At 71.1% G+C, this 24,784-nt stretch carries 24 protein-coding genes; 12 read left to right on the top strand and 12 right to left on the bottom strand.

The genetic code is table 11. The features are described 5' to 3' along the window. Positions 1 to 38 precede the first annotated feature (38 nt). Positions 39 to 1,223, top strand: a complete 1,185-nt coding sequence (locus tag ACFQQL_RS01925; protein WP_465253985.1) for a glycerate kinase family protein — start codon at positions 39 to 41, stop codon at positions 1,221 to 1,223. A 30-nt stretch (positions 1,224 to 1,253) separates the two neighbouring features. Then, positions 1,254 to 2,528: an MFS transporter gene (locus ACFQQL_RS01920; RefSeq protein ID WP_382390705.1), complete on the top strand. Its 1,275-nt coding sequence runs from the start codon at positions 1,254 to 1,256 to the stop codon at positions 2,526 to 2,528. Positions 2,529 to 2,536: 8 nt separating this feature from the next. Here the strand turns inward: ACFQQL_RS01920 and ACFQQL_RS01915 are convergent, their stop codons facing one another. Further along, a complete protein-coding gene (locus tag ACFQQL_RS01915; RefSeq protein ID WP_382390703.1) occupies positions 2,537 to 3,742 on the bottom strand; it encodes an NAD(P)/FAD-dependent oxidoreductase in 1,206 nt (401 codons plus the stop codon). 259 nt (positions 3,743 to 4,001) lie between these two features. On the opposite strand from ACFQQL_RS01915, the gene ACFQQL_RS01910 reads away from it, so the two are divergent. Further along, positions 4,002 to 4,724: a C40 family peptidase gene (locus tag ACFQQL_RS01910; RefSeq protein ID WP_382390701.1), complete on the top strand. Its 723-nt coding sequence runs from the start codon at positions 4,002 to 4,004 to the stop codon at positions 4,722 to 4,724. A gap of 159 nt (positions 4,725 to 4,883) precedes the next feature. Continuing rightward, positions 4,884 to 5,831: a mechanosensitive ion channel family protein gene (locus ACFQQL_RS01905; RefSeq protein WP_382390699.1), complete on the top strand. Its 948-nt coding sequence runs from the start codon at positions 4,884 to 4,886 to the stop codon at positions 5,829 to 5,831. 1 nt (position 5,832) lies between these two features. Here ACFQQL_RS01905 and ACFQQL_RS01900 read toward each other — a convergent pair whose 3' ends face one another. The 6 genes from ACFQQL_RS01900 to ACFQQL_RS01875 form a co-directional block, all read right to left on the bottom strand. Beyond that, on the bottom strand, positions 5,833 to 6,450 hold the full coding sequence (locus ACFQQL_RS01900; RefSeq protein WP_382390697.1) for a TetR/AcrR family transcriptional regulator: 618 nt from the start codon (positions 6,448 to 6,450) through the stop codon (positions 5,833 to 5,835). Continuing rightward, positions 6,447 to 7,208, bottom strand: a complete 762-nt coding sequence (locus tag ACFQQL_RS01895; protein WP_382390695.1) for a tyrosine-protein phosphatase — start codon at positions 7,206 to 7,208, stop codon at positions 6,447 to 6,449. The genes ACFQQL_RS01900 and ACFQQL_RS01895 overlap by 4 nt, the downstream gene beginning before the upstream one ends. Continuing rightward, entirely contained in the window at positions 7,205 to 8,059 is an 855-nt protein-coding gene (gene phnE / locus ACFQQL_RS01890) for a phosphonate ABC transporter, permease protein PhnE (RefSeq protein WP_382390693.1), read from the bottom strand. Before phnE ends, ACFQQL_RS01895 begins: the two co-directional genes overlap by 4 nt. Beyond that, complete coding sequence (locus ACFQQL_RS01885; protein ID WP_382390691.1) at positions 8,043 to 8,858, bottom strand: phosphonate ABC transporter ATP-binding protein; 816 nt, start codon at positions 8,856 to 8,858, stop codon at positions 8,043 to 8,045. The genes phnE and ACFQQL_RS01885 overlap by 17 nt, the downstream gene beginning before the upstream one ends. Before the next feature lie 86 nt (positions 8,859 to 8,944). Beyond that, positions 8,945 to 9,859, bottom strand: a complete 915-nt coding sequence (locus ACFQQL_RS01880; protein WP_382390689.1) for a phosphate/phosphite/phosphonate ABC transporter substrate-binding protein — start codon at positions 9,857 to 9,859, stop codon at positions 8,945 to 8,947. A gap of 140 nt (positions 9,860 to 9,999) precedes the next feature. Continuing rightward, positions 10,000 to 11,346, bottom strand: a complete 1,347-nt coding sequence (locus ACFQQL_RS01875) for a DEAD/DEAH box helicase (protein WP_382390687.1) — start codon at positions 11,344 to 11,346, stop codon at positions 10,000 to 10,002. Positions 11,347 to 11,728: 382 nt separating this feature from the next. Here ACFQQL_RS01875 and ACFQQL_RS01870 point away from each other — a divergent pair, with 382 nt between their 5' ends. Then, positions 11,729 to 12,298 (top strand): RNA polymerase sigma factor, encoded by a 570-nt coding sequence (locus ACFQQL_RS01870; RefSeq protein WP_382390685.1) that lies wholly within the window; start codon positions 11,729 to 11,731, stop codon positions 12,296 to 12,298. Beyond that, positions 12,295 to 12,945 (top strand): hypothetical protein, encoded by a 651-nt coding sequence (locus ACFQQL_RS01865; RefSeq protein ID WP_382390683.1) that lies wholly within the window; start codon positions 12,295 to 12,297, stop codon positions 12,943 to 12,945. Before ACFQQL_RS01870 ends, ACFQQL_RS01865 begins: the two co-directional genes overlap by 4 nt. 29 nt (positions 12,946 to 12,974) lie before the next feature. On the opposite strand, the gene pdxA is transcribed toward ACFQQL_RS01865, so the two are convergent. Beyond that, positions 12,975 to 14,003, bottom strand: coding sequence for a 4-hydroxythreonine-4-phosphate dehydrogenase PdxA (pdxA, locus tag ACFQQL_RS01860; protein WP_382390681.1), 1,029 nt, complete (start codon positions 14,001 to 14,003; stop codon positions 12,975 to 12,977). After that, entirely contained in the window at positions 14,000 to 15,379 is a 1,380-nt protein-coding gene (locus ACFQQL_RS01855) for a four-carbon acid sugar kinase family protein (RefSeq protein ID WP_382390679.1), read from the bottom strand. The genes pdxA and ACFQQL_RS01855 overlap by 4 nt, the downstream gene beginning before the upstream one ends. 51 nt (positions 15,380 to 15,430) lie before the next feature. On the opposite strand from ACFQQL_RS01855, the gene ACFQQL_RS01850 reads away from it, so the two are divergent. From ACFQQL_RS01850 to ACFQQL_RS01830, 5 genes are all read left to right on the top strand, one after another. Beyond that, positions 15,431 to 16,642, top strand: a complete 1,212-nt coding sequence (locus ACFQQL_RS01850) for a sialidase family protein (RefSeq protein WP_382390677.1) — start codon at positions 15,431 to 15,433, stop codon at positions 16,640 to 16,642. Between the two features lie 82 nt (positions 16,643 to 16,724). Further along, positions 16,725 to 18,143, top strand: a complete 1,419-nt coding sequence (locus ACFQQL_RS01845; protein WP_382390675.1) for an SLC13 family permease — start codon at positions 16,725 to 16,727, stop codon at positions 18,141 to 18,143. Between the two features lie 97 nt (positions 18,144 to 18,240). Beyond that, complete coding sequence (locus ACFQQL_RS01840) at positions 18,241 to 18,999, top strand: DeoR/GlpR family DNA-binding transcription regulator (protein ID WP_382390673.1); 759 nt, start codon at positions 18,241 to 18,243, stop codon at positions 18,997 to 18,999. A 50-nt stretch (positions 19,000 to 19,049) separates the two neighbouring features. After that, positions 19,050 to 19,949 (top strand): 4-hydroxy-tetrahydrodipicolinate synthase, encoded by a 900-nt coding sequence (gene dapA / locus ACFQQL_RS01835; protein ID WP_382390671.1) that lies wholly within the window; start codon positions 19,050 to 19,052, stop codon positions 19,947 to 19,949. Next, the gene (locus ACFQQL_RS01830; RefSeq protein ID WP_382390669.1) at positions 19,946 to 20,938 is read left to right on the top strand and encodes an aldo/keto reductase; all 993 of its coding nucleotides are present in this window, start codon (positions 19,946 to 19,948) and stop codon (positions 20,936 to 20,938) included. The genes dapA and ACFQQL_RS01830 overlap by 4 nt, the downstream gene beginning before the upstream one ends. Here the strand turns inward: ACFQQL_RS01830 and ACFQQL_RS01825 are convergent. Together ACFQQL_RS01825 and ACFQQL_RS01820 are read right to left on the bottom strand one after the other, a co-directional pair. Beyond that, a complete protein-coding gene (locus ACFQQL_RS01825) occupies positions 20,907 to 21,911 on the bottom strand; it encodes a helix-turn-helix transcriptional regulator (protein ID WP_382390667.1) in 1,005 nt (334 codons plus the stop codon). The genes ACFQQL_RS01830 and ACFQQL_RS01825 overlap by 32 nt on opposite strands. 4 nt (positions 21,912 to 21,915) lie before the next feature. Further along, positions 21,916 to 23,148, bottom strand: coding sequence for an MFS transporter (locus ACFQQL_RS01820; RefSeq protein ID WP_382390665.1), 1,233 nt, complete (start codon positions 23,146 to 23,148; stop codon positions 21,916 to 21,918). 135 nt (positions 23,149 to 23,283) lie between these two features. On the opposite strand from ACFQQL_RS01820, the gene ACFQQL_RS01815 reads away from it, so the two are divergent. After that, the gene (locus tag ACFQQL_RS01815) at positions 23,284 to 23,964 is read left to right on the top strand and encodes an alpha/beta fold hydrolase (protein ID WP_382390663.1); all 681 of its coding nucleotides are present in this window, start codon (positions 23,284 to 23,286) and stop codon (positions 23,962 to 23,964) included. Positions 23,965 to 24,064: 100 nt separating this feature from the next. Here the strand turns inward: ACFQQL_RS01815 and ACFQQL_RS01810 are convergent. After that, positions 24,065 to 24,784 (bottom strand): LPXTG cell wall anchor domain-containing protein (locus ACFQQL_RS01810; RefSeq protein WP_382390661.1); only part of this gene is annotated, 720 nt, incomplete at its 5' end.

Genomic DNA, 24,784 nt, shown 5'->3' with positions numbered 1-24,784 from the left:
CCCCGCTCGCGACCCACGCCCGACGAGAGGAACGACCCATGCCGATGTCAGTACCCCGCCACGTCCTGATCGCACCGAGTGGGTTCAAGGAGAGCCTGGCTGCCGAGGAGGTCGCCGCCTGCATCGCCGCCGGCGTGCGACGGGTGCTTCCCGCCGCGTCCGTCGACGAGGCACCGCTCGTCGACGGCGGCGAGGGCTCCGCGAGCACGCTGGCCACCGCGACCGGGGGCCGCCTGGTCCCGGTGCGGGCGGTCGGGCCCATCGGCGAACCCGTCGACAGCCACATCGGCGTGCTCGGTGGCGACGCGGAGGGCACCGTCGTCGTCGAGATGGCGGCCGTCGCCGGGCTCCGGCTGGTGCCGCGTGACCACCGCAACCCCGCCGCGACGACGACGTACGGCGTCGGCGAGCTGATCCGCGCGGCCCTGGACCACGAGCCGCGTCGCATTCTCATCGGCTGCGGTGACTCCGGGACCTCCGACGGCGGTGCCGGCGCGTTGCAGGCACTGGGTGCCGAGATCCGCGACCACGACGGCAACGAGCTCCCCCGTGGCGGCGAGGCGCTCGTCGACGTCGCGAGCCTCGACCTGTCCGGGCTCGACCCGCGCCTCGCGAAGGTCGAGATCGACGTCGCCTGCAACATCCACAACGTGCTGACCGGGGAGCGCGGTGTCGCGCGCGTGTTCGGGCCGCAGAAGGGTGCCACGCCCGAGCAGGTCGAGACGCTCGACAAGGCCCTGCACGCCTGGGCGGGTGTGCTGACCCGCGACGGCCAGGCTCCCGAGGACGCCGACCTCTTCGCCGGACCGGGCACGGGCGCGTCCGGCGGACTGGGGGCCGGGCTCGCCGGTGGGCTCGGCGCGAGACTCCGCCAACGCTTCGAGGTCATGCTCGACCATGTGGGCCTCGACGAGCGCATCGCCCGCGCGGACCTCGTCATCACCGGCGAGGGAGCGTTCGACTTCCAGACCGCCCGCGGCAAGATCCCGGCCGAGGTCGCCCGGCGTGCCAAGCTGCAGGGCAAGCCGGTGCTGGGCATCGCGGGCACGCTGGGCAAGCAGGCCTCGGAGGTCTACGACATCGGGATCGACGCCATCGCCTCGATCCTGTCCTCGCCGATGGCCCTGGAGGACGCGATCGCACGCGGCCCGGAGCTGGTGACGGACGCGGCGGAGCGGATGATGCGCAGCGTCCTGGTCGGGAGCGCGCTCGCCGCCGGGTGACCTCCGCCGCGCCGGTGGCAAGATGAGTGCGTGAGCTTGGCGGCACCGTTCCGACGGTTCGGGCGTGACCGCACCATCCTTCCCCGCAGCGTCTTCGTCCTCGCGGCGATCTCCTTCACCGTCGCCGTCGGGTTCGGCGTGATGCTGCCGGTGCTGCCGGTGTTCGCGAAGAGCTTCGGCGTCGACACCTTCGCCGCCTCGGCGGTGGTCTCGGCCTTCGCCTTCGCCCGGCTCGTCACGGCGCCGGGGGTCGGGCCGTTCGTCAACCGGGTCGGGGAGCGGCCCGTCCTGGTGGCCGGCGTTCTCATCGTCGCGGCGTCGAGCGCCGCCTGCGCGCTCGCGACGACCTACGGGCAGTTCCTGGTCTTCCGCGGACTCGGCGGCATCGGGTCAGCGATGTTCACCGTCTCGGGCATGACCCTGCTGCTCAACTCCGTCCCGCCCGAGACGCGCGGCCGCGCCTCGAGCCTGTACATGGGCGGGTTCCTGCTCGGGGGCATGGCCGGTCCGGCGGTGGGTGGCGTGCTGGCCGCGATCTCGCTGACGGCGCCGTTCTACTTCTACGCCGCGGTGCTGCTCGTCGCAGGTGCGATCGGCGCGCTGCTGCTGCGGTCGTCGGATCGGAGGGGGACGGCCGCGACCGGCGACGTCCGGCCGTTCCGGGTGGTGGTCCGAGACGCCCGGTTCCAGGCGGCGGCGATCGCCGGCCTGGGCCAGGGGTGGACCTCCTTCGGTGTCCGGTCCTCGCTCATCCCGATCATGGTGGTCGAGGTGCTCCACCGGGAGCCGTCCTGGACGGCGGTCGCGTTCACCGTGTCCTCGGTGGTCCAGGCGTTGATGCTCGGCCCTGCGGGCAGGTTCGTCGACGTCGTCGGCCGCCGCCCGGCACTGGTCGTCGCCGGACTGGTCAGCGCGGGCGCCGTGGTCGGCGCCTCGTTCGCCACCGACATCTGGGTGCTGACCGCCGCCCTTTCCGTGTACGGAGCCGGTGCGGCGTTCCTGTCCACCGCACCGGCCGCAGCGGTCGGTGACGCGGCCGGCGGACGGTCCGGGACACCCGTCGCGGTGTTCTCGATGATCACCGACCTCGGTGCGATCGCGGGGCCGCTGGTCGCCGGCTGGATCGCGGAGTCCGGCTCCTACCCGATGGCCTTCGGCGTCGGCGCGCTCATCATGGTGCTCGGATCCGTGCTCGCGCTGCGCATGCCCGGTGGTCCGCCGGCACGCCACGACGACGCGGCCTCGACGGCAAGGGCCGAGGGCACGAGCGTCGACGACGAGGGGCGCCGTCCGGGGTCCGGCTGATCGGACTTCTACGCGGCGTGCTCGGTCGCCCGGGCGTCTCCGGCGTCCGCCGCCTCGACCCGGCGCCGCCTGCTCTTGTCCGTGGCGAACGAGGTGAACGTGAGCGAGCCGGGCCTGCGGGCCTCGCGGGCGACCATCTTGAGGATGCCGGAGCAGACGAGCTCCTTGACCCAGGCGCCGGCACGCCCGCCGATGTGGAACCGGGTCGCCGTGTCGTCCCGGTGCCCGAACTGGTAGATGCCGGCACGGCGGCCCACGCTGATGCACTGGGCTGCGTTCGCGACGGCGAGCGGCGCGGGCTGCTCACCGGCGATCCGGCTCAGCACCGTGTCGGCCGCGACGGGACCGAGCTGGACGGCCGCCTGGCAGCTCATCCGGTAGGGCACGTCCGACGGCGCCGCGGCGTCACCCGCCGCGACGACCCGCACGTCGTCCACGCTGGTGAGCGTCTCGTCCGTGAGCAGACGACCCATGGCGTCGGTGCTGAGGCCGCTGCGCGCGGCGAGGTCCGGCACGGTGAACCCGGCCGCCCAGACGATGACGTCGCCGCCCAGCTCGCGGCCGTCCTGGAGGATCACCGAGCGGCCGGTCACCGACGTCACGCGGCTGCCCGCGCCGTCGAGCACCGTGACGCCGAGCCGCGCGAGGTCCCGCGCGACCGACCGTCTTCCGCGGGGGTGCAGGTACGGCCCGAGCGGTCCGCCGCACACGAGCGTGACCCGTCGGCCTGCCTCGGCCAGCTCGGCGGCCGTCTCGATCCCCAGCGGGCCGCCGCCGACCACCGTCACCTGCGCAGTCGCCGGTGTGGCGGACAGGGCGCGGTCCAGCCGCTGGGCGTCCTCGAGGGTCGCGATCGGGTAGGTGTGCTCGGCGGCTCCGGGCACGCGACGGTCGGCCTGGCCGCTGCCCACCGCGTAGATCAGGTAGTCGTACCCGAGGCTGGTCCCGTCCGAGAGCCTCACGGTCCGGTCGGCGGTGTCGACCAGCGTGACGGTGCCCACCACCAGCCGGACGGCGTCGGCGAGCACGTCGCGGTACTCGACCACGGCGTCGTCGGTCCCACCGACGAGCTGGTGCAGCCGGATCCGTTCGACGAAGCGGGGTCTGGGGTTGATGAGGGTGACGGTCACGTCGTCGCGCTGGGTCAGCCGGTTGGCCGCCAGCACGCCGGCATAGCCGCCACCGATGACGACGACGTCGGTGCGCACGGTCATGGGGTCCTCCTTGCACAGGGTCTCACCACCATGACGAGCGCGCATCGGGCCTTGTGACACACAACGCCGACCGCCCGACCGTTGCGTTGTTATCGAAATGTGACATCCAGTCGACGTGATGGTTACCGTCGACGGGCTTCCCGATCCCTCCAGGGAAGTGCGCGGGTGGTTGCCGAACCCTGCCGCCGCCCGCGGATCCCGACGGAGCACGTGGCAGGGGCGGGGACGCGCCACCTCGCAGGCAGCCAGGAGAGAACACATGACCCTTCGCACCACGCACGCACGCCACCGGGCGGCGGGCCGACCGAAGACCTTCCTGTCCACGCTGCCCGGCGGCACCCTCGCGCGCCGGGGGACGGTGGCGGCAGCCACCGCCGGCCTGGCCATCACGCTCGGGGCGCCGACCGCCTCGGCCACCACGACCCACACGGTCGAGTCCGGGGACACCGTGTCCGAGATCGCCTCGGAGCACGGCTCGAGCGTCGACGCGATCGTCGAGGCGAACGGCCTGGACTCCTCGGCGACCATCTACGTCGGGGACGAGCTGACGATCCCGGACGGCTCCGGCGGCGCGACCCTCAGCGGGTCGACGGGCTCCTCCGCGGAGAGCACCAGCGAGCCGGTCGAGGAGACCGGGACCGTCGAGAGCTCCACCGGCGAGGTCGTCGACATCGCCCGCCAGTACATCGGCACGCCGTACGTCTACGGCGGCAGCACGCCGGGCGGCTTCGACTGCTCCGGCTTCACGCAGTACGTCTACTCGCAGGTCGGCATCGAGCTGCCGCGCACCACGGACGACCAGCTCTACGCGGGCACCCAGGTCTCCGAGAGCGAGGCCCAGCCCGGTGACCTCGTGTGGTCGCCCGGCCACGTCGGCATCTACTCGGGTGACGGCAACTACATCGCGGCGTACGCCCCGGGCGAGCCGCTGTCCGAGCGCCCCATCTACGACGAGAACTCGGTCTTCGTCCGGGTGGGCTGACTCACGTCGGCGGCGGCCCGTGACCGGTGATGTCGCGGGCCGCCGCCGTACGTCGGTGCACCGTGCCGGTCGGCGTGACGAACGACATGCCGCTCATGGTTGGCACGGCGGGCTCCGGGGTTGAGACGCTGGCACGCAGAGACAACGGAAGGATCATCTGTGTCGGGCATCTTCACGCAGGCCGGACCCGTCGTCGAGTGGTTCACCTCGCGAACCGGCGACATGTTCTCCGCACTCATCAACGTCGTCGTCATCATCCTGGTGGCGCTGCTGGCCCGCGGCGTCCTCGGCCGGGTCATCGTGCGGATGGTCGACAACATCGTCCGCTCCCACCGGAAGCTCGACCGGGCGAGGTTCAATGCCAGCCGCCTGGTCATGAGGGCCTCGGGGGACGAGGCCGCGCGCCAGAAGCGGCAGGAGCAGCGCGCGCAGACGATCGGGTCCGTGCTGCGCAGCATCGCCTCGTTCGTCATCTTCGGCGTGGCGTTCCTGATGGTCCTCAGCGAGTTCGGGATCAACCTCGGCCCCGTGCTGGCAAGCGCGGGCGTGCTGGGCCTGGCCATCGGGTTCGGTGCGCAGAGCCTCGTGCAGGACTTCCTCTCCGGACTCTTCCTCATGAGCGAGGACCAGTTCGGCGTCGGCGACTCCGTCGACGTCGGTGACGCGATCGGCACCGTCGAGGCGATGACGATGCGGATCACCAAGATCCGCGACCTCAACGGCAACCTCTGGTACGTGCGCAACGGCGAGATCCTGCGCGTGTGCAACATGAGCCAGGACTGGTCGCGCGCCCTGATCGAGATCCCGCTCGACTACTCGGTCAACGTCCCGCAGGCCACCGAGGTCATGGAGAACAGCCTCGAGGAGTTCGCCACCGAGTCGGAGCACGGGACGGACCTGCTGGAGAAGCCGGTCCTCGCCGGCGTCGTCGGCATCGGGAACGGTGCGGTGACGATGCGGGTCATGATCAAGACGAAGCCGGGGGCGCAGTTCGCGGTCGAGCGGGCCGTCCGGGCCCACCTGAAGGACCGCTTCGACAAGGAGGGCATCCGCATCGCGATCCCGGTGCTGCCCACGATCGACGGAGGAGCCGCGAAGCAGGGCTGAGCTATCGCACGGCCATGCCTCGCCAGACGACGTCGAGGGCCGCGCGGCAGCGAGCCACCGTGCCGGGCTCGTCGAGGCCGGCACCGCGCACGACCAGCTGGTAGTAGAAGACGCCGGCCATGAGGTCGAAGCAGGCCGCGATGTCGACGTCGTCGCGGAGCTCGCCCCGCTCGATGCCGACCCGCAGCGCGTTCTCGACGGGCACCCGTCGGCGTGAGACGTGCGAGGACCAGTAGGCCTGCTGGAGTGCGCGGTCGGACAGGGCGAGGCGCAGCCGCTGCCGGATCCGTTCCTCGCGGTAGGTGGTGCGCACGGTGTCGGCGCCGCCGAGGAAGGAGGTGAGCACCGCCTCGCGCAGGTTCCCGTCCGTCGGGACGACCATGGACGTCCGGCCCTGGTCGAGTGCGGCCGCGACCAGGTCCGTGACCGAGGGCCAGCGCCGGTAGAGCGCGGCACGACTCACCCGGCTGAGCTGGACGATCCGTGTGACGGTCACCTGCTCCCCGGCGTCGAGGAGCTCGAGCGTCGCCGCGAGGATCCGGTCGTCGAGCCCTTCGACCCGCGGCCGTCCCGGGCCCCTTCCAGCACGGTCCTCGTGGTCCGGGGCCGCGGCGATCATGCGAGCGCCCTCCCCCGCAACATCGCCGTGAGCTCGTCACCCAGGCCAGCGGCCCGCAGCGGAGCCAGCGGATCGCCGTGGCGGATGCGCAGGCTCGTGATCATCGTGCGCATCGCCTCGTCGGAGAAGTCGGCGCCGGTCGCGGCGGCGGCCATCGCGTCGAGGTCGAGGCCGGCGCGCGCCATCAGCACGCCCATGGTCGGCCGGAGCCGGGTCATGATGGCGTCGATGTTGCGGCCCGTCAGCGCGTAGTCCGCGACCACATCCTCGTCGCTCGCCCCCAGCGCCAGGAGCAGCGACGCGGCCAGCACGCCCGTCCGGTCCTTGCCCGCCGCACAGTGGAACGCGGTCGCACCGGGGGAGAGCGCGATGACGGCCAGCGCCGTGACCAGCTGCGGCGCGGCGCGCTCGACGAGCCGCGCGTAGCCCTCGCCGAACGTGGTGTGGTCGGTGCCCAGGCCGTCGTCCTCGGTCAGGGCGACGTCGAGGCTCACCATGAGCGGGATGTGGTGGTAGGCCACGGGGTGCTGGGCGAGCGGGCCGCGCCCGGTGAGGGCGACCTCCTCGCGGGAGCGCAGGTCGATCACGCTGCGCAGGCCGCCCGCCACGAGGGTGGCAGCCACCTCCTCCGTGACGGTCGAGAGGTCGTCCACCCGGATCGCGAACCCCTCCCGCAGGACCCCGCCGGCGATCGGGATGCCGCCGAGGTCGCGCAGGTTGACCGGTGCGGACAGCTGGACGGTGGTGGTCGTGGTCATGTGATCCTCCGACGGATGAGCGCGCTGCCCTGGTCGATGAGCGTCACGAGCACGACGATGCAGATGATGATCGCGCTCAGGTGTCCGTAGTCGTACATGCGCATGGCGGTGGTCAGCTCGAGGCCGATGCCGCCGGCTCCCACGAGGCCGAGGATGGTCGCGCCGCGGACGTTCCCCTCGAAGAGGAGCAGGGTGTAGGAGACGAGCAGCGGCGCCGCCTGCGGGAGCACGCCGTAGTGGATGACCTGGCGCTTCGAGGCGCCGACCGCCTCGATGGCGACGACGGTCCCGCGATCCACAGCCTCCATCGCCTCGGCGTACACCTTGCCGATCGACCCGATCGAGCCGAGCGTCATGGCGAGGATGCCGGCGAACGGCCCGAGCCCCACGGCGGAGACGAACATGAGGGCGAAGACCAGGTCCGGCACCGAACGGATGACGTTCATGACCCACCGCGACGGGTAGTACAGCCACCGCGGCGCGATGTTCGACGCGGCGCCGAAGGCGACGACCAGGGAGAGGACCGCGCCGAGCACGGTCCCGACGATCGCCATCTGCAGCGTCTCGATCAGCAGGGCGACGATGGTGCCGAGCTTCGCGAAGTTCGGCGGGAAGAGCCTGCCGAGGAACTCCACCATGTTCGTCGAGCCCTCACCCAGCTTGGCGAAGTTGAACTCCGCCCCCTGGAAGGACCACAGGAGCACCACCACCGCCACGGGGATGCCGAGCAGGAACCGGGCCCGCGGCACGGAGAAGGCTCGCTCGAGCCGGTCGCGCTCACGCGGGTCGAGGTGGGGCTTCTGCTCCGCCGCGGGCCGGCGGGTGGGTGGGCGGTCAGTCGTCGCTGTCATCGCCGGCCTCCTCCGCGTCGTCGTACAGCACCGACAGGTCCTCTCGTCGCAGCGCCGTCGTGCGGCCGGTGACGAGCACCTGGCCGTTCCGGAGTCCGACGATGCGGTCGCTGTGCGTCAGGGCGAGCGGCAGCACGTGCAGGCTCACCAGCACCGGGATGCCGTCGTCCCGCGCGATGCCGCGCAGCAGCTCGAGGACCTCGTCGGCCAGCCGCGGGTCGAGCGAGGCGACCGGCTCGTCCGCGAGGATCACGCGCGGCTGCTGCATGAGGGCCCGGGCGATCGCTACCCGCTGCTGCTGCCCGCCGCTGAGGGTGCGGGCCTGGTCGGTGGCCTTGTGCGCGATCCCGACTCGGTCCAGGTAGTGCATGGCGAGGCGGCGGTGCTCGCTGCGGAACCCACCCACCAGGTTGATGGGCCCCGCCGCGTGCAGCGCGCCGGTGAGCACGTTGGTGAGCACGCTCAGCCGCGGGACCAGGTTGAACTGCTGGAAGACCTGCCCGACGTCGGCGCGCAGGTGCCGCAGCTCGCCGCGGGCGAGGTTCGGGACGTCGTGCCCGGCCACGTGCGCCGTGCCGCCGGTGATCGGGGCGAAGCCGGTGAGGGCCTTCATGAGGGTGGACTTGCCGGACCCCGAGGCGCCGAGCAGCGCGACGGTCTCGCCGGCTGCCAGGTCCAGGTCGACGCCGTCGAGCACGGGGGTGTCGCCGTAGGCGACCTTCAGATCCCGGACCAGGACCACCGGCGAGCCGTCCGCCGTCGTGGCCGAGCGAGCGGAGGCTGTGCGCGCGCTCGTCATCAGCTGGGTTCGAGGGGCTGATTCCTCGCGCTCCGGCTGCGGCAGGGGCTCGTTCCTCGCCCCTGCGCTCCGCCTCGCGCTCGTCATCAGCCCAGGTCCGAGAGGTCGACGTCAGCGATCGCCGCGATGTCGACGAACGGCTGGTACACGGCCGGCTCGGGGTCGAGCATGAGCTCCACACCCAGCGTTCCCTCGGCGAGGACACCGAGCTCCTCGGCGTTCTCCTCGGAGAAGACCTGCGGCAGCGCGTCCTGGATCAGCGTCCTGGTCTCCTCGTCGAGCGACTGGCGGGACAGGATCGACATCTGGATCGCCATCGGCTCGCTCTCACCGACCGAGCGGGTCTCGCCCTCCTCGAACGGGAACATGTCCGTCCCGGTCATGCTCGGGAAGAGCGTCGAGGTGCACGCGGCGTCGACCTGGCCCTGCTCGAGCGCCACGAAGCTGCCGTCGTGGCCACCGGCGAACAGGGGCTCGTAGTCCGTGCCCTGCTCCAGGCCGGCCTCGTGGAGCATGTGCACCGGCATGAAGTAGCCGGAGCTGGAGGCCTGGTCCGCGAACGCGATCGTCCCGCCGCGGAGGTCCTCCAGGCTCTGGACGGGGGAGTCCGCGAGTACCAGGCAGGTAGAGACCGGATCGTCGTTGCCCGGCCAGGCGGCCAGCGCGTCGACCTCGCCGGTGTTCACGGCCAGCGCCGAGGGAAAGCCGCTCATGATGCCGATGTCCACGTGGTCCGAGCGGATCGCCTCGACCACGCTCAGGTAGTCGGGAACATCGCGGATCTCGACCTCGCGGCCGGTCTCCTCGGAGAGGACCTCGGCGAAGGCGTCGATCGGGTTGGCGGCGGTCGGGTCGTCGCCGAGGGGTGTGGTGGCGAAGGTGATCGGGGCGTCGGCATCGGGCTGGTCGGCGGCGTCGGACGTGGCGGGTTGGCACGCGCTGACGGCGAGAACGCTGATCAGGCCGAGGGTGCCGGCGGCGAGGAGGGCGGGTCGTCGCATGGGAGTTCCTTCCGGGGGTGCGGGAACACCGGAAGTGAATCGCCCGAAGGTGACGACGAATTACGAGACTGGCGTACTGCGAATGGAACAGTCGGTGAACACCGGCGGTGCCGGCTTAGCCCCGTATCCCCCGAGGCCGATCAGGCGTGCCGGACGCGCGCCGCCGGCGCACGGCCGCGACGACGGGGCCGGCCCCGGCGGCGTCCCGACGGGCGGGACGTACCGGACGCCGGACCGGCCTGGCCGGACTGGCTCGGCTGGTGAGCCGTCGGGGCCACCCAGCCACCGGGCCGCGACCGCTCACCCGGGGCGAGCCGGTGCAGCACGGGGTGCTCGGCGGTGTCCACGGCGGTGGTGGTCGGCTTGATGCCGGCCGCCCGGGTCAGGCTGCGCACCTCCCGGGACTGGTCCGGGGTGGCGAGGGTGACCACCGTGCCGGCCGCGCCGGCGCGGGCCGTGCGGCCCGAGCGGTGCAGGTACGCCTTGTGCTCGGCGGGCGGGTCGGCGTGGACGACGAGCGAGATGTCGTCGACGTGGATGCCGCGGGCGGCGATGTCGGTGGCCACCAGCGTGGTCGCGGCGCCGCTGTGGAACGCGTCGAGGTTCCGGGTCCGCGCGCCCTGGCTCAGGTTGCCGTGCAGCTCGACGGCCGGCACACCGTTGCCGTTGAGCTTTCGGGCGAGGGCCTTGGCGCCGTGCTTGGTCCGGGTGAACACCACCGTGCGGCCGGGGGCGCTGGTCAGGTCGATCAGCACCGGCAGCCGCAGGTCGCGGGAGATCGTGAGCACGTGGTGGTCCATCGCCACCACCGGGGACTGGGCGGAGTCCGCCTGGTGGACCCGTGGCCGGGACAGGAACCGCTTGACCAGGACGTCGATCGCGCCGTCGAGGGTGGCGGAGAACAGCATGCGCTGGCCGCCGCGAGGGGTGGCGTCGAGCAACCGGCGCACGGCGGGCAGGAACCCGAGGTCGGCCATGTGGTCGGCCTCGTCCAGCACCGTCACCTCGACGTCGGCCAGCGAGCAGTGGCCCTGACCGATGAGGTCCTCGAGCCGGCCCGGGCAGGCGATGAGCAGGTCCACGCCGCGGCGCAGCGCGTCGACCTGCGGCTGCTGGCCCACGCCACCGAAGACGGTGCAGGTCCGCAGGCCGGCGGCGTCGGCGAGCGGCTTTAGTGCGGCCTCGATCTGGGCCGCGAGCTCACGGGTCGGGGCGAGCACCAGGCCGCGGGGCCGGCGGGCCTGAGCCCGGCGGCCGGAGCGGCGCAGGCGCTCGATGAGGGGAATGCCGAAGGCCAGGGTCTTTCCGGAGCCGGTCCGGCCGCGGCCGAGGACGTCACGACCGGCCAGGGAGTCCGGCAAGGTCGCGGCCTGGATCGGCGTCGGGTCGGTGATGCCGGCCGCCGTCAGGGCGGCGCGCAGGTCGGAGGGAACGCCGAGGTCGGCGAAGGAAGGGGAAGAGCGGCTGGATGAAGCAGCAGAAGTCACAGAAGATCTCTCGGTCGGCGTCTCGCCGTGCCGCCCCGTCGGCGACGGGATCGATGAAGCATGCCTCGATGTCGAGGGCGCAGCATCGGAGTGCTGCGCGAGGACCGGGGCAAGACCACCCGGGCCAGTACGGCCACCCTACCTGCTGTGACGCTCGGTGGGGCCCGACGAGTCGAGCGCCACACCTGTGTGGCCCCTGCGGGACGACCTCACGGCGGCCACGTCGCGGTCGGACGAGGCCCCCGCCCTCACCCTCGAAGAGATGACACCCGGATCGCTGCCCCGGCGTGGCGCGCTACCCGCTTCGGCGTCATCACCCGATCACGTGACGGGGAGTCCGCGCCAGCTTGTTACCCCGCGTGGTGTGCGGACACTTGCAGGTATGGGCGACGGCGACGACGAGGCGGTCTGGGCGCGGGTGTGCGCCGGAGCTTCCGCCGACTTCGGCATCGTCTGGGACCGGCACCGCGACCACGTCCATCGCTATCTCATCACCGTCGGGACTGACCGCGCGGATGCGGAAGACCTCACTGCTGTCGTGTTCCGGGAGCTCTGGCGCCGGCGCCGCACGGTGCGCTTCAACGACGACGGGTCGCTGCTTCCGTGGCTGCTGGCGACGGCGAGGAACGTGCACCGGAACGCGGCACGGTCGAGGCGACGCTTTCGAGCCTTCCTGGACCGTCTGCCGCCACCCGAGCCGACCGCACCTGCCGACCGCGCCATCGACGCTACGAGCGACCTCGTGCAGGTGCGGCAGGCTCTGGCGACCGAGACGAACCCGCTCGACCGCGAGCTGCTCGGCCTGACCCTCGAGGGAATGACCATCGCCGAGGCCGCCGGCACGCTAGGGCTCACCGAAGCCGCCGCCAAGACGCGCCTGACTCGGCTGCGATCCAGGCTTCGCCAACGCATCGCGGCACAGGAGGCGCCAGAGTTGGAGACGGACCGATGACCCCGACAGAGTTCTCCCCCGGGCGCTCCGACGCTATTCGGGTCGCGCTGATTCGGACCGCCGAGGGGGGTGCCCGACGCCGCCGACTCGTGCGTTCCGGCTCACTGGTCGTCTGCGGAGCGATCGCCGGGGTCGGCTTGTCCGCGGCCGCCGTGGCCGCCGGTGGAGGCCTGACGCCGGACGAGTCTGGAAGCCGGTGGAATGCGGCGGACTACTTCCTCGAAATGGCTGAACAGCCCGGATTCATGGATGGCGGACGAGGTTCCGACGGTCGACATGACCTGGAGGTGTTCTGGCGCGGCCCGCTGGGCGAGGAAGCGCGCGCCATCGTTCAGCGGGCCGAGGCCGACGGGATCTCCGTCGAGGTCACCCATATGCCCCGATCGAACGAGGAAGCACAGCGGGCCCTCCTCCAGTACGTCATGGCGCTCGAGGATGCGGGGATCGAGACGCTGGGGTTCGGTATCACCGGTCAGAACGACGTGATCCGGATCTGGGGACCGGAGGTGTCCGTCGACCCCCAGGTCCAGCAGCGGGCGCGAGAGATTCTCGAATCAACTCTCGGCCAGGCCTTCACGATCGAGTTCGTGCCGAACGACCCCATCGTGCCCGCTCCTGCCACACCTGCGCCGGGATCCGGTAGGTAACGCCACTGTGTGGAGCGTTTCGGACATGCTCAAACTTTGACGGACGCGAGTGCGGCCGCCTGCCGAACGGCTTCGGACATGCTCCCCGTCCGCACCTTGCCGGTGCCCGCGATGTCGAAGGCCGTGCCGTGGTCCACGGAGGTGCGGATCACGGGCAGCCCGACCGTGATGTTCACGCCGTCCTCGATACCGAGGACCTTGATGGGACCGTGCCCCTGGTCGTGGTACATGGCAACGATGAGGTCGTAGTCGCCGCGACCGGCGAGGAAGAACGCCGTGTCCGCGGGAAGCGGGCCGGTGACGTCCAGGCCGTCGGCCTGGAGGACTTCGATCGCCGGCACGATCTTCTCCTCCTCCTCGCCGTGCCCGAACAGGCCGTGCTCGCCGGCGTGCGGGTTGATGGCGCAGACCCCGATGCGCGGTGCGGGGATTCCCGCCCGGACGAGCGCCTCGTTCCCGCGGCGTACGGTCCGTTCGACAAGGCCCGGGTCGATCTTGGCGATGGCGTCGATGAGTCCGATGTGCGTCGTGACGTGGATGACCTTGAGCTGCGGTGAGCTGAGCATCATCGAGACCTCGGGCGTTCCGGTGAGGTGTGCGAGAAGTTCGGTGTGGCCGGGGAACTCGTGACCACCCAGGTGGAGCGCCTCCTTGTTCAAAGGTGCGGTGCAGATGCCCTGCACCGCACCGGCGATCGAGAGCTCGGACGCGACCTTGATGTACTGGTACGCGGCGTCGCCCGCCAGCGCGGACAGCTCGCCCCAGGGCAGGTCCGGCGGGATCAGGCCGAGGTCGATGACATTGATGCGGCCGGCCTCGAAGGTCGCGTCGGAGACACCTTCCACGGCGACGATGTCGACTGCGAGCCCGAGTATCCGGGCCGCCTCTTCGAGGCGGGCGCGGTCGCCGACCGCGAGCGGCCGGCACAGGCGAAGGACCGCGGGGTCGGCGAGCGCGCCGACCGTCACCTCGGGGCCCACGCCTGCCGCATCACCCATCGTCACCGCGATGATGGGCCGGGTCTCCGCTCCCACCTCGGTCTCGCTCTTCGTCGTCATCCGGTTCCTCTCGTGATCGTGCGCTCTGGCCCGAGCGCTCGGAAGACCTGGGTGATGGATGCTTCGTTCCCGAAGCTGCCCGGGCGGATCGCCACGAGCCGCCCGGCGCTCGTGCCGGCGATCACGGCGCCGTGGTGGACCTCGTCGTAAACCGGCAGGGTGGTCACCGACAGCCGGTCGAGGACCGCACGCGCGGTCTCGCCACCGGTGAGGAAGAGGGCGATGCGGACGTCGTGCGCGACTGCATCCGCGACGATCTGGGCGAGCGACTCCTTGACGCGGCGCTGCTCGGTCCTCCCGGGACGGAACCCGGCGTCGACCGCTATGCAGACGCTGCGTTCGACCAGCGCCGCCGCCAGGTCGCAGGACGTGCGGGCCAGGAATTGCCGGTCGCCCGCGACGAGATCCTTCAGGTCCAGGCGCCTGATGAGGACACCGGGCGTCGCGGCTGTGTGAGCGAGCTGCCGATCCGCGATCGGAGCGGCGGTACCGACGACGCCGAGCACACGATGCGCGGGTTCGGGACGAGGTTGCACCGCGACGGGGGTCGCCGGTGCGAATGCCGGCCGAGACCGAGACAGCAGATGGCCGATCAGGTCGGCGGAACCTGCGAGCACCACGTCGTGCTGGTGTGCCGCGTCAGCGATGAGCCTGAGGTCCGCGTCATCGACGGCATCGCAGACGGCCACGCAGGGGTCGCCCGATCGCAGGAGAGTCGGCAGCGCGCCAGAACGCACATCCGTAAGAGGTGCGCCGCGGGACGGGAGTGCACCGAGAGCTTCCCGCACGCTACGCGGCGCTCGACGGCGCTCGGCGGACCAGGCCGGGGTCTCGTGCAGCGCGACACCGTCGAGCAGGAGCTCGCCGTTCACAACGGTGCGACCGAGCCCGGGAAGTGCCGGACAGAGCACGACCGTGGTTCCGTGCCGGAGGAATGGCGCGAGTTCGGCCTCGAGATTGCCGCGGAGCAACGAGTCGATCTTCTTCGCCACTCGGGCGCCGCGCCCGGGTAGCCCGCGCACCGCGGTCTCCACGCGTGCCCGTGCGGAGGCCGCGCCGAGGTAACGCGAATCGAGATCAGCGACGGTCAAGGTCCCGCCACCAGGTGCGTGGATCTCGGAGCCGAGTCGCACCTGCGCGGCGGTCCAGCCCGTGCGCAGCGCGACCCCAGCCACCTCCGCGGCCCCCGAAAGATCGTCGGCGAGCACGACGGGAGTCCTCGAGGCCGCGCCGGAGAGCTGCCCGTCCACCCGCACCTCCATCGTTCTCCCGTGCCCCTCCTTCGATTGTCGGGTTCGTCTGGGCGTCCAGCCTAATGCATGTTGTGCGCAGAGACTTGCGCGAAGCGCGCAGCATCTGCCAGGGTTGCGCCACACCTGGACACCCTTGCAACGAAGCTGGGAGCAATCTTGACGACGTTCGACGGCTTGCTTCGACCCCGCGCCGAAGGCGGGACCGAGGCATTCCTCCCCACGCCCACCGCGCAGTGTCACGCCGCCAACCTCGCCTACCTGCCCGACGGCGACCTTGCCTGCGTCTGGTTCGGCGGGACCCAGGAGGGTGTCTCCGACATCTCCGTGCACCTGTCCCGGCTTCCCGCCGGTGCGGACCGCTGGCTCGAACCGGTCCAGCTCAGCTTCGACTCGGGCCGTTCCGAGCAGAACCCCATCCTCTTCGTCACTCCCGAGGGCGACGTCTGGCTGCTCTATACCGCCCAGATCGCCGGCAACCAGGACACCGCGGAGGTGCGCCGCCGCGTCTCGCACGACGGCGGCCGAACGTGGGAGGAGCCGACCGCACTCCTCGGCGCCGACGCCCCGACCGGCGTGTTCGTCCGCCAGGTGCCGTTGGCGCTGAGCACCGGCCGCATCCTGCTGCCGACCTTCAACTGCGTAGCCGTGCCCGGCGAGAAGTGGGTCGGCAACCACGACACCGCGTCGGTCTGGTACTCCGACGACAAGGGCGAGACGTGGACAGAGAGCCCGGTCCCCAGCTCGGAAGGTTGCGTCCACATGAACATCGTTCCGCGTTCTGACGGCACGCTGTGGGCCTGCTTCCGCTCGCGGTGGGCCGACCACGTCTACGAGTCGGAGTCCACCGACGGTGGACTGACCTGGACGCCGTGCCGGCCGACGGCGCTGCCGAACAACAACTCCTCCATCCAGGCCCGCGCGCTCGGCGACGCCCGGATGGCGATGGTCATGAACTATGCCAGCCAGGCCGACGCGACCGCCCGGAGGGTTTCCCTGTACGACGAGATCGACGACGAAGGCGTCAAGGACACCGGCGGCCCGGTGCTCGCCGAACCGACGATCGACGGCGGGACACGCACCGCCTTCTGGGGTTCCCCGCGCGCACCGATGACACTGTCGCTCTCGGAGAACGACGGGCGCACCTGGCCGATCTCATACGACATCGAGAACGGCGACGGCTACTGCATGTCGAACAACAGTCGCGACGGGCTCAACCGCGAGCTGTCGTACCCCTCGATCATCCACGAGCCCGACGGTGGCGTCCACGTGGCCTACACGTGGCATCGCAAGACGATCAAGCACGTGCACCTGGACGCCGACACGATGGCGCGCATCAGGGCCGAACGGCCCATCTCCGCCGGTCCCGATCGGGGCGAAGACCTGTAGCACCGCGGGCGATCGAGCCCTCCGCTGAAGCTGCATCGACGCAGATGTCAGCAGCACGACGTGAAAGGTGTGTGACCTTCAGATGACGTTGGAGATGGTTCTGGCGCTCGGGGTGCTGGTCGTCATGATCGTCCTGATCATGACGGACGCGCTTCCGTTCGGAGCGCCGCCGCTGCTGGCCTGCCTGCTCCTTGTGGTGGTCGGCGTTGCGACCGTTCCCGAGGCTTTCGCGGGCTTCGTCAACGCGAACGTCCTCATGATCGCGTTCTTCATGGTCCCGCTCGCGGCCATGCAGAAGACACGACTCATCAGCCGGGTGAGGAAAGCCATGGGCGAGCTCGTGGAGAAGGGCGGCTACAAGAGCTACGCCCTGCTGATCGTGGTCGTCATGCTCGGGGCCAGCCTCGCGGGCACCGGCGCGACGGGCTACTACGTGCTGATCATCGCCCTGGTGTCCACCATCCCCTACACCAAGAAGCTCCCGACATCGAAGCTCATGATGCCGCTGGGGTTCGCGACCAACCATCCGCTCGCTCCCGTCAACGTGGCGCTGATCTACGGCGTCATGGTCACGGCGCTCGAGACCGCCGGCTACACGCAAGGTGTCTCGATGGTCACCTTCGCCCTGGTCAACCTGGTCGTCAGCGCCGGCTTCCTGGCCTGGTCGCTCGTGGCGTACCGACTCCTGCCGGACCACCCCATCGCCGAGTCGGGGGCCGAGTCGGGGGCTGATTCGGCGGTCGAGTCAGCGGGACCGGCTGGTGGGTCAGGGGCGTCCGCAGGTGGCACCCGGCCCGTGAACCCGCCTGATGCCGACGAGCCCAGGTCGGACGCTCCCTCGACGAGCGGGACGAGCACGATGGTCGCGGTGCGCGAGGCCGATGAGGCGGAGCTGCCCACCTGGAAGGAGTACATCACCGGCGGCGTGTTCGTCGTGAGCGTCGTCGCCATGATGCTGCTGAACGTGCTGGGCGAACTGGCTTATGTCGTTCCTGGACTGGGGGCATTCCTCCTGCTCTTCATCCGCATGGTCGACTTCAAGGAGTTCCGCGAGAATCTGTTCGCGCCCGTCATCCTCATGATGGCCGGCGTGATCGGCGTGGCCGATGCCCTCGCCAACTCCGGCCTCACCCCGCTGGTCGGCAACTCCGTGGCAGACCTGGTGGGCACGTCCGTCTCACCGTTCGTGCTCATTTTGGTGTTCGCCCTGCTCACCAGCACCGCTGCCGCCTTCACGGGCTCCAACCTGGGCTCGGTGGCGATCTTCGCCCCGATCGCCATCGCCACGTTCATGAGCCTCGGACTCAACCCCGTGGCCGCCGCATGTGCTGTTGCCGTAGCCGGTTGGAACGGGCACTACATGCCCATCGACGGCATGCCCGCGATGATCTTCGGGATGGGCAAGTACAAGCTGACGGAGTTCTGGAAGTTCACCATCCCCATGTACCTCGTTCGGATCGTGGTCCTATGCGCGGGCGCCCTCGTGCTCTTCCCGGTGTGACGGCCGGTGCCCTCAGCTCCCGCGCATCGAGTTGCGCGTTTCGCGCGTTACGCTGCCGAGAGAGCCCACCAGAGATACCGCCTCGGAGGAGAGCCGCATGAGGGCACCCCAACGGCGCGAGGAGATCGTACGGATGGCCCGGGCCAACGGACTGGCCAGCGTCGAACACCTCGCCGAGGTGTTCGGAGTCACCCAGTCGACGATCCGGCGGGACCTGGCCACGCTCGACAAGTCGAACCAGCTCGCTCGAACCTACGGCGGCGTGATCGCCGTCCGTTCACCGCACCACGAGGCGAGCCTCCAGGAGCGGGCGGCCGAGAGCCACGATGCCAAGGACGCGATCGGCCGATGGGCTGCCGGACAGGTCGAACCGGGACAGACCGTCCTCCTGGACGCCGGGACGACGACCGCGCGGGTCGCGGCGCACCTCCATGGCGTGTCCCCCCTCACCGTGGTGACCAGCGGCCTGACGCCGTTCTTCGAGCTCGATCCCCGGGTGGACCGCATCCTGCTGGGCGGCGAGTACCGCGAGGTCTCCCAGAGCTTCGTCGGCCCGCTCACCGAGGCGGCGCTCGACCGCTGGTCGTTCGATCGCGCCTTCCTCGGCGCCGACGCGGTGACGGCGGAGCGCGGCATCTGCGAGGCCGCGCCCGCCCAGACGAGGCTCAAGGAGCTGATGGCCCGTGCCGGCGCCCGGGTCTTCGTCCTGGCCCACGCGGCCAAGCTCGGCGCGACGCCGTTCAACGCCTGGGTGCACCTGCCGGGGGAGTGGACTCTCGTCACGGACGCGGGAGCGACCGCGGAGCAGCTCGAGCCTTTCCACCGCCGCGGCATCGCCACCGTCGTGGCTGAGTAGCACCTTCCCGGGCCTTCGTCGCCCACGAGCTCGAGAACCGAAAGGGACCCATGGAGAGCACTCCGATCCGAGGCATCATTCCCGCACTGGTAACGCCGTTCCACGACGACGAGTCGCTGAACCTCGAGCAGATGAAGCGCCACACCGGGCGCGCGATCGACGCCGGCGCTCACGGGGTCTTCTGCCTGGGGACGAACGGAGAGTTCTTCCAGCTGACCGCGGACGAGCGGGTGGCCGTCCTCGAAGCCGTCCGGGAGGCGGCGGACGGACGCGTCCCCGTCTACGCGGGCGCGGGGACTGTCGGCACGCGGGACACCATCACCCTCGCGCGTCGGCTCGTCACCGCTGGCGCGGACGTGCTGTCCGTGATCACGCCGTACTTCGCCGCCGCGTCACAGGAGGAGCTCTACCGGCACTTCGCCGCGGTCGCGGACAGCGTCGACGTGCCGATCCTGCTCTACAACATCCCCGCACGAACGAACGCGAACCTGAACCCGTCGACCGTGGCCAGGCTCGCCACGATCGAGAACATCGTCGGCATCAAGGACTCCTCGGGGAACTTCGACACCATCCTGCAGTACCTCGACGTCACCGACCGTGACGCATTCGCCGTCCTCTCGGGCACCGACTCGTTGATCCTGTCGACCTTGCAGGCCGGCGGAGCCGGCGGCATCACCGCCATCGCGAACATCTACCCGCACACCATGGTGGAGATCTACGAGCAGTGGCGGGCGGGGGACCTGGATGCTGCGCGGTCCGCGCAGGCCAGCATCCGCGCCGTGCGCGACCTCTTTCGCCACGGCAACCCCAACACCGTCGTCAAAGCCGCCACCAACGCTGCCGGCGAACCGGTGGGCCCGTGCCGCGCCCCGTTCAACCACCTCGGTGAGCAGGCGCTCGCCGACATCGACGCCACCGTTGCCGCGGACCACGCCCGGGGGTTGCGATGAGTACGACTCGGGCCAAGATCCCGTCCGTGACCCTCGCCGGCGTCGCGACGCCGCTCACGCGGATCGTGCTGGGCACGATGTCCATGGGCGACACCGTGGACGCCGCCGCGTCCGAAGCGATGTTCGAGGCGGCTATCGAAGCGGGCATCACCGGGATCGACTGCGCGAACGGCTACGGCCGCGGTACGACCGAGTCCCTGATCGCTCCGTTCGTGCAGCGGCACCGTGAGGAGATCGTGCTGGCGACGAAGGCGGGCATGCCGCACCCGGACGCGGGCGACCACGCGCCACTGTCCAGAGCCGGCCTCACCGCCAGCGTCGAGGGGTCGCTGCGGCGCCTCGGCGTGGAGCGCATCGACCTGTTCTACCTGCATCAGCCGGACCGCAGCACGCCGGTCGCCGAGACCGTCGAGACGATCGCCGGTCTCCATGAAGCGGGCAAGATCCGGGCACTCGGGGTCTCCAACTATTCCTCCTGGCAGACCCTCGAGATCATCCGGACCGCCAACGAGCTCGGCGGTCCCGCTCCCGTCGTCAGTCAGAACGTCTACAACCTCCTGGCCCGCCGGGTCGAGGACGAGTGGGTCGAGTTCGCGGAGACGTACGGGCTGCTCACGCTGTGCTACAACCCGCTGGCAGGCGGTCTTCTCGCCCAGGTGCCCCGCGACGGCAGTACGCCCAGCCGCTTCTCGGCCTCCAGCCTCGCCGAGATGTACAAGAAGCGCTATTGGACGCCCGAGCTCCTCGCAGCGGTCTCCGAGCTTGCCACGGTGGCCGCGGACGCCGGGCTCTCCATGCCGGAGCTGGCGTTGCGGTGGCTCGTCAGCCAGCCCGGAGCCGGTGCGGTGCTGGTGGGTGGTGGCCGCACCGAGCATCTCGCCGCCAACCTCGAGTCGTTGCTGAAGGGCCCGCTTCCCCAGGACGTGCTCGCCGCCTGCCAGGAGATCAGCGAACCGCTCAAGGGCGTGATGCCGCCTTACAACCGCTAGGGGCGGTGATTATTCGCGACACCGCCGCAGCCAACCGCTCCGCGAGCTCGGCGACGGCGTCCCGTAGCTCGGGTCCGCCGTCGACGTGGAACGTGAACGGGAATCCGGCGAGCCACTCGCCGGCGTACATGGCCGGGTTGTTGGTGGTGCCGACGAGCACGCAGCGCGCTCCGCCGTCGAGCGGCTCGAGCGCACCCATCGCCGGGGTGACGTACCGGGCGACGTCGGCGAGCGGCGCCTCGAAGACGACCCGCGTCTCGTACGGCCACCCGGTGCCGAGGTGCTGCTCGAGCCGCGCCACCGGATCGAAGTCCTCCGGTGGGTCGAACGACTCGTCGGTGAGCGTGACCGACCGGACCCGGTCGACCCGGTAGGTCCGAACCGCCCCGGCCCGGTGGGAGTAGCACAGCAGGTACCACAGGCCGTGCCGCACGACGACGGCCCACGGGTCCACCGTCTCCTCCCACGGCTTCCCGGACGCACCTCGGTACCCGACCTGCACGCGGCGCGCGGCCGCGACGGACGTGACGAGCACGCTCGTGGTCTCCGGGTCCGGCCTTGCGGAACGCCGGTCGGGGGCGGCGGACGCGTGCCGCCGCATGGTGGCGGCCGGGCGGCCGATGCCGTCCGGGAGGGCGCGGATCAGCTTGCCGAGCGCGGCCCCGACCGGTTCGCCGTCATCGGATGCGGCATGGCTGCCGTCCAGCACGGCCATGACGAGTCCGAGCGCCTCGGTCGGGCTGAAGACCAGCGGTGGAAGCCGGACGCCCCGGCCCAGCCGGTAGCCCCCGTACCGTCCGCGGGTCGAGGTCACGGGCACGTCCGCCTCGCGAAGGATCGCGACGTAGCGGCGGGCCGCACGCTCGGTGACGCCGAGCCGTTCGGCCAGCCGGTCGGCGGTGATCCCGGGCCGTTCCTGGAGCAGCTCGAGGGTCCGCAGCGCCCGTGCGGTCGGGCTCAGGTCCGATCCCACGATCTCACCGCGGGCGATCGGACGGCTGGGACGGTTCGGACGGTTCGGACGCCAGGAGTGCTCCGACGTCGTGCCGGGGCCGGGCGGCTCCGGCGGCGAACGCTGCGACGACGAGGAGGACGACCACGACGAGCATCGCTTCGCGCAGGCCGACCTCCTCGCCGATGAAGCCGAGGAGGGGCGGCCCGACGAGGAACGCGAGGTAGCCGCTGGTGGCGACCGCGCTGACGCGCTCCGAGGCACGCTCGGGATCATCACCCGCGGCCGAGATCGCGACCGGGAAACCCAGCGCCGCACCCAGACCCCACAACGCCACGGCCACACCCGCGACGACGGCGTTCGGGGAGAAGATCACCGTGGCGACGCCCACGATCGCGAGCACCGCGCTCGTCCGCAGGACACCGGCTCGGCCGAACCTCAGCAAGACGGGGCCACCGGCGAATCGCCCGATCGTCATGGCGGCGGCGAAGCCGGCATAGACCAGGGAGCCAGTGGTCGCGGAGACGCCGTGGCCGTCGACCATGAGCAACGGCAACCAGTCGTTGGCGGCGCCCTCCGCGAACGCCATGGCGAGCACCACTGCGCCGATGAGGATGAGCCTCCGGTCACGCCAGACTGACGGGCCCGGTGCCCGCATGCGGCGCCTCGAGCCTTCGGCGAGTCCGGTGCGGCCGGTCTCCGCCGGGAGCCCGGGCAGCGCCCACGCGGCCAGACCGGTCATGACCAGCGCCCCGATCAGCAGGTGCCAGGACGGCGGGAACTGGATGCGGGTCAGCCAGATGCCGACCAGCGCGCCGACCACGGTGCCCAGGCTGAAGCTGCCGTGCAGCATCGGCAGAACCGGCCGGCCGGTCTCGCGTTCGAGCGCGGCGCCCTCGATGTTCAGGCCGATCTCACCGAGGCCACCGCCGAGCCCGAAGGCGACGAGCCCCGCGAACACGCCCAGCGCGGTGGTCCACGCCGCCGACGCCCCGACGAGCGCGGTCCCTGCGAGGATCGCGACCGTCCCGGCGACCACCACCGGCCGGGCGCCCCATCGACGTACCAGGGAACCGGCGGAGATCACGCCGGTCATCGAACCGATGGACAGACCGAAGAGGATCAGCCCCATCTGCGCGGTGGAGGCCTCGAGCGCGTCCCGTACCGCGGGGGTGCGCGTCACCCAGGAGGAGAGGCCGAGCCCGACGAGCAGCGTCAGCGCGAACAGCGAGAGGCGACGGCGTCGCAGGGGAGCCACCCATCGATCGTACGGGCCGCACGTCAGGTGCGATCGTCACACCGTGACGACGCGAACCGGCAGCCGATCGTCCTGAATGAGCCCTACCGTGCGTGAGCAGGTGCAGACGAACATCAAGACGAAGGAGCATGAACCATGGACATTCTGCTGATCGGCGGGCTCTGGCTGGACGCGACGGTGTGGGACGACGTCGCACGGCACCTCGAGGAACACGGTCACCGTGCCGTACCGATCACCCTGCCGGGACAGGGTGACGGCGACACGACGGCGACCCTTGCGGACCAGGTGGCGACCGTCGTCGCCGCGGTCGACGCAGCCGAGGGCAAGCCGCTCGTCGTCGGGCACTCGGCCGCGTCGTCACTGGCCTGGTTGGCGGCCGACGCACGACCGGAGAAGGTCGCCGCGGTCGCGCTCGTGGGTGGGATGCCGACACCGGACGGCGAGCGGTACGCCGACTTCTTCCCGATCGCCGACGGCCTGATGCCGTTCCCGGGCTGGGAGCCGTTCGACGACTCCGACATCGCAGACCTGGACACCGCGGCGCGGGAGGCGTTCGCGGAGCGGGCGATCCCGGTGCCGGAGGGCGTCGCGCGCGGCACCGTCAGCCTGACGGACGAGCGCCGCTACGACGTCCCGGTGGTCATGGTGTGCCCCGAGTACACGCCGGCCCAGGCCCAGGAGTGGCTCGAGGCGGGCCACATCCCGGAACTGTCCGGGGCCAAGCAGCTCACCTACGCCGACATCGACTCGGGGCACTGGCCGATGCTCACCGCTCCGGCGGAGCTGGCGCGGATCCTCGCCGGTCTCACGCAGTAGCCGAGCATGAGGCAGGGCCGCCCTCGTGGTTCCACGAGAGCGGCCCTGCGTCGTCGTGCGGGGCTGGCCCGCACAGGCCTGCCGGCGGAGGGTGCCGGGATCAGGCCTGCTCGATGCGGCTGCGCCGGTGCGCGCGGACCATGAGTCCGCCGGCGACGATGAGTGCCAGCGCCACGGCCCCGAGCACGGCGGTCTCGGTGCCCGTCTCGGGGAGCGAACCGCTCTCGCCGGTGCCGTCCTCGCCAGTGCCGTCGTCACCCGAGCCGCCCTCGTTGCCCTCGCCCGGGTTCTGCCCGCCGTCGTCCCCACCCGTCTCGATGACGGTGGCGGTGGTCTCGGCGGTGGCGCCGGTGGTGTCGGTCATGCGGACGCCGTAGGTGCCGGGTTCGAGGTCGGCGGGGACCTCGAGGTCCTGGGAGAAGGCGCCGTTCTGGTCGGCGTCGGCGGTGAACTCGTTCAGGACGGTGCCGTCCTCGGCGAGGGTCTGGCCCTGGATGGTGGAGTCGGGGGTGTAGCCGTCTCCGGACAGGACGAAGGGGTCGCCGGGGGCGAGCTGGTTCGGCTCGATGGTCACGGTCGGGTCGACGGTGGTGTCGATGACGGTGGCGGTGGTCTCGGCGGTGGCGCCGGTGGTGTCGGTCATGCGGACGCCGTAGGTGCCGGGTTCGAGGTCGGCGGGGACCTCGAGGTCTTGGGAGAAGGCGCCGTTGTCGTCGGCGTCGGCGGTGAACTCGTTCAGGACGGTGCCGTCCTCGGCGAGGGTCTGGCCCTGGATGGTGGAGTCGGGGGTGTAGCCGTCTCCGGACAGGACGAAGGGGTC

This window comes from Georgenia alba (genome assembly GCF_042665525.1).
Classification (GTDB): domain Bacteria; phylum Actinomycetota; class Actinomycetes; order Actinomycetales; family Actinomycetaceae; genus Allobogoriella; species Allobogoriella alba.
The sequence above is the reverse complement of the archived record's forward strand: the minus strand, read 5'-3'. Positions and strand labels throughout refer to the sequence as shown.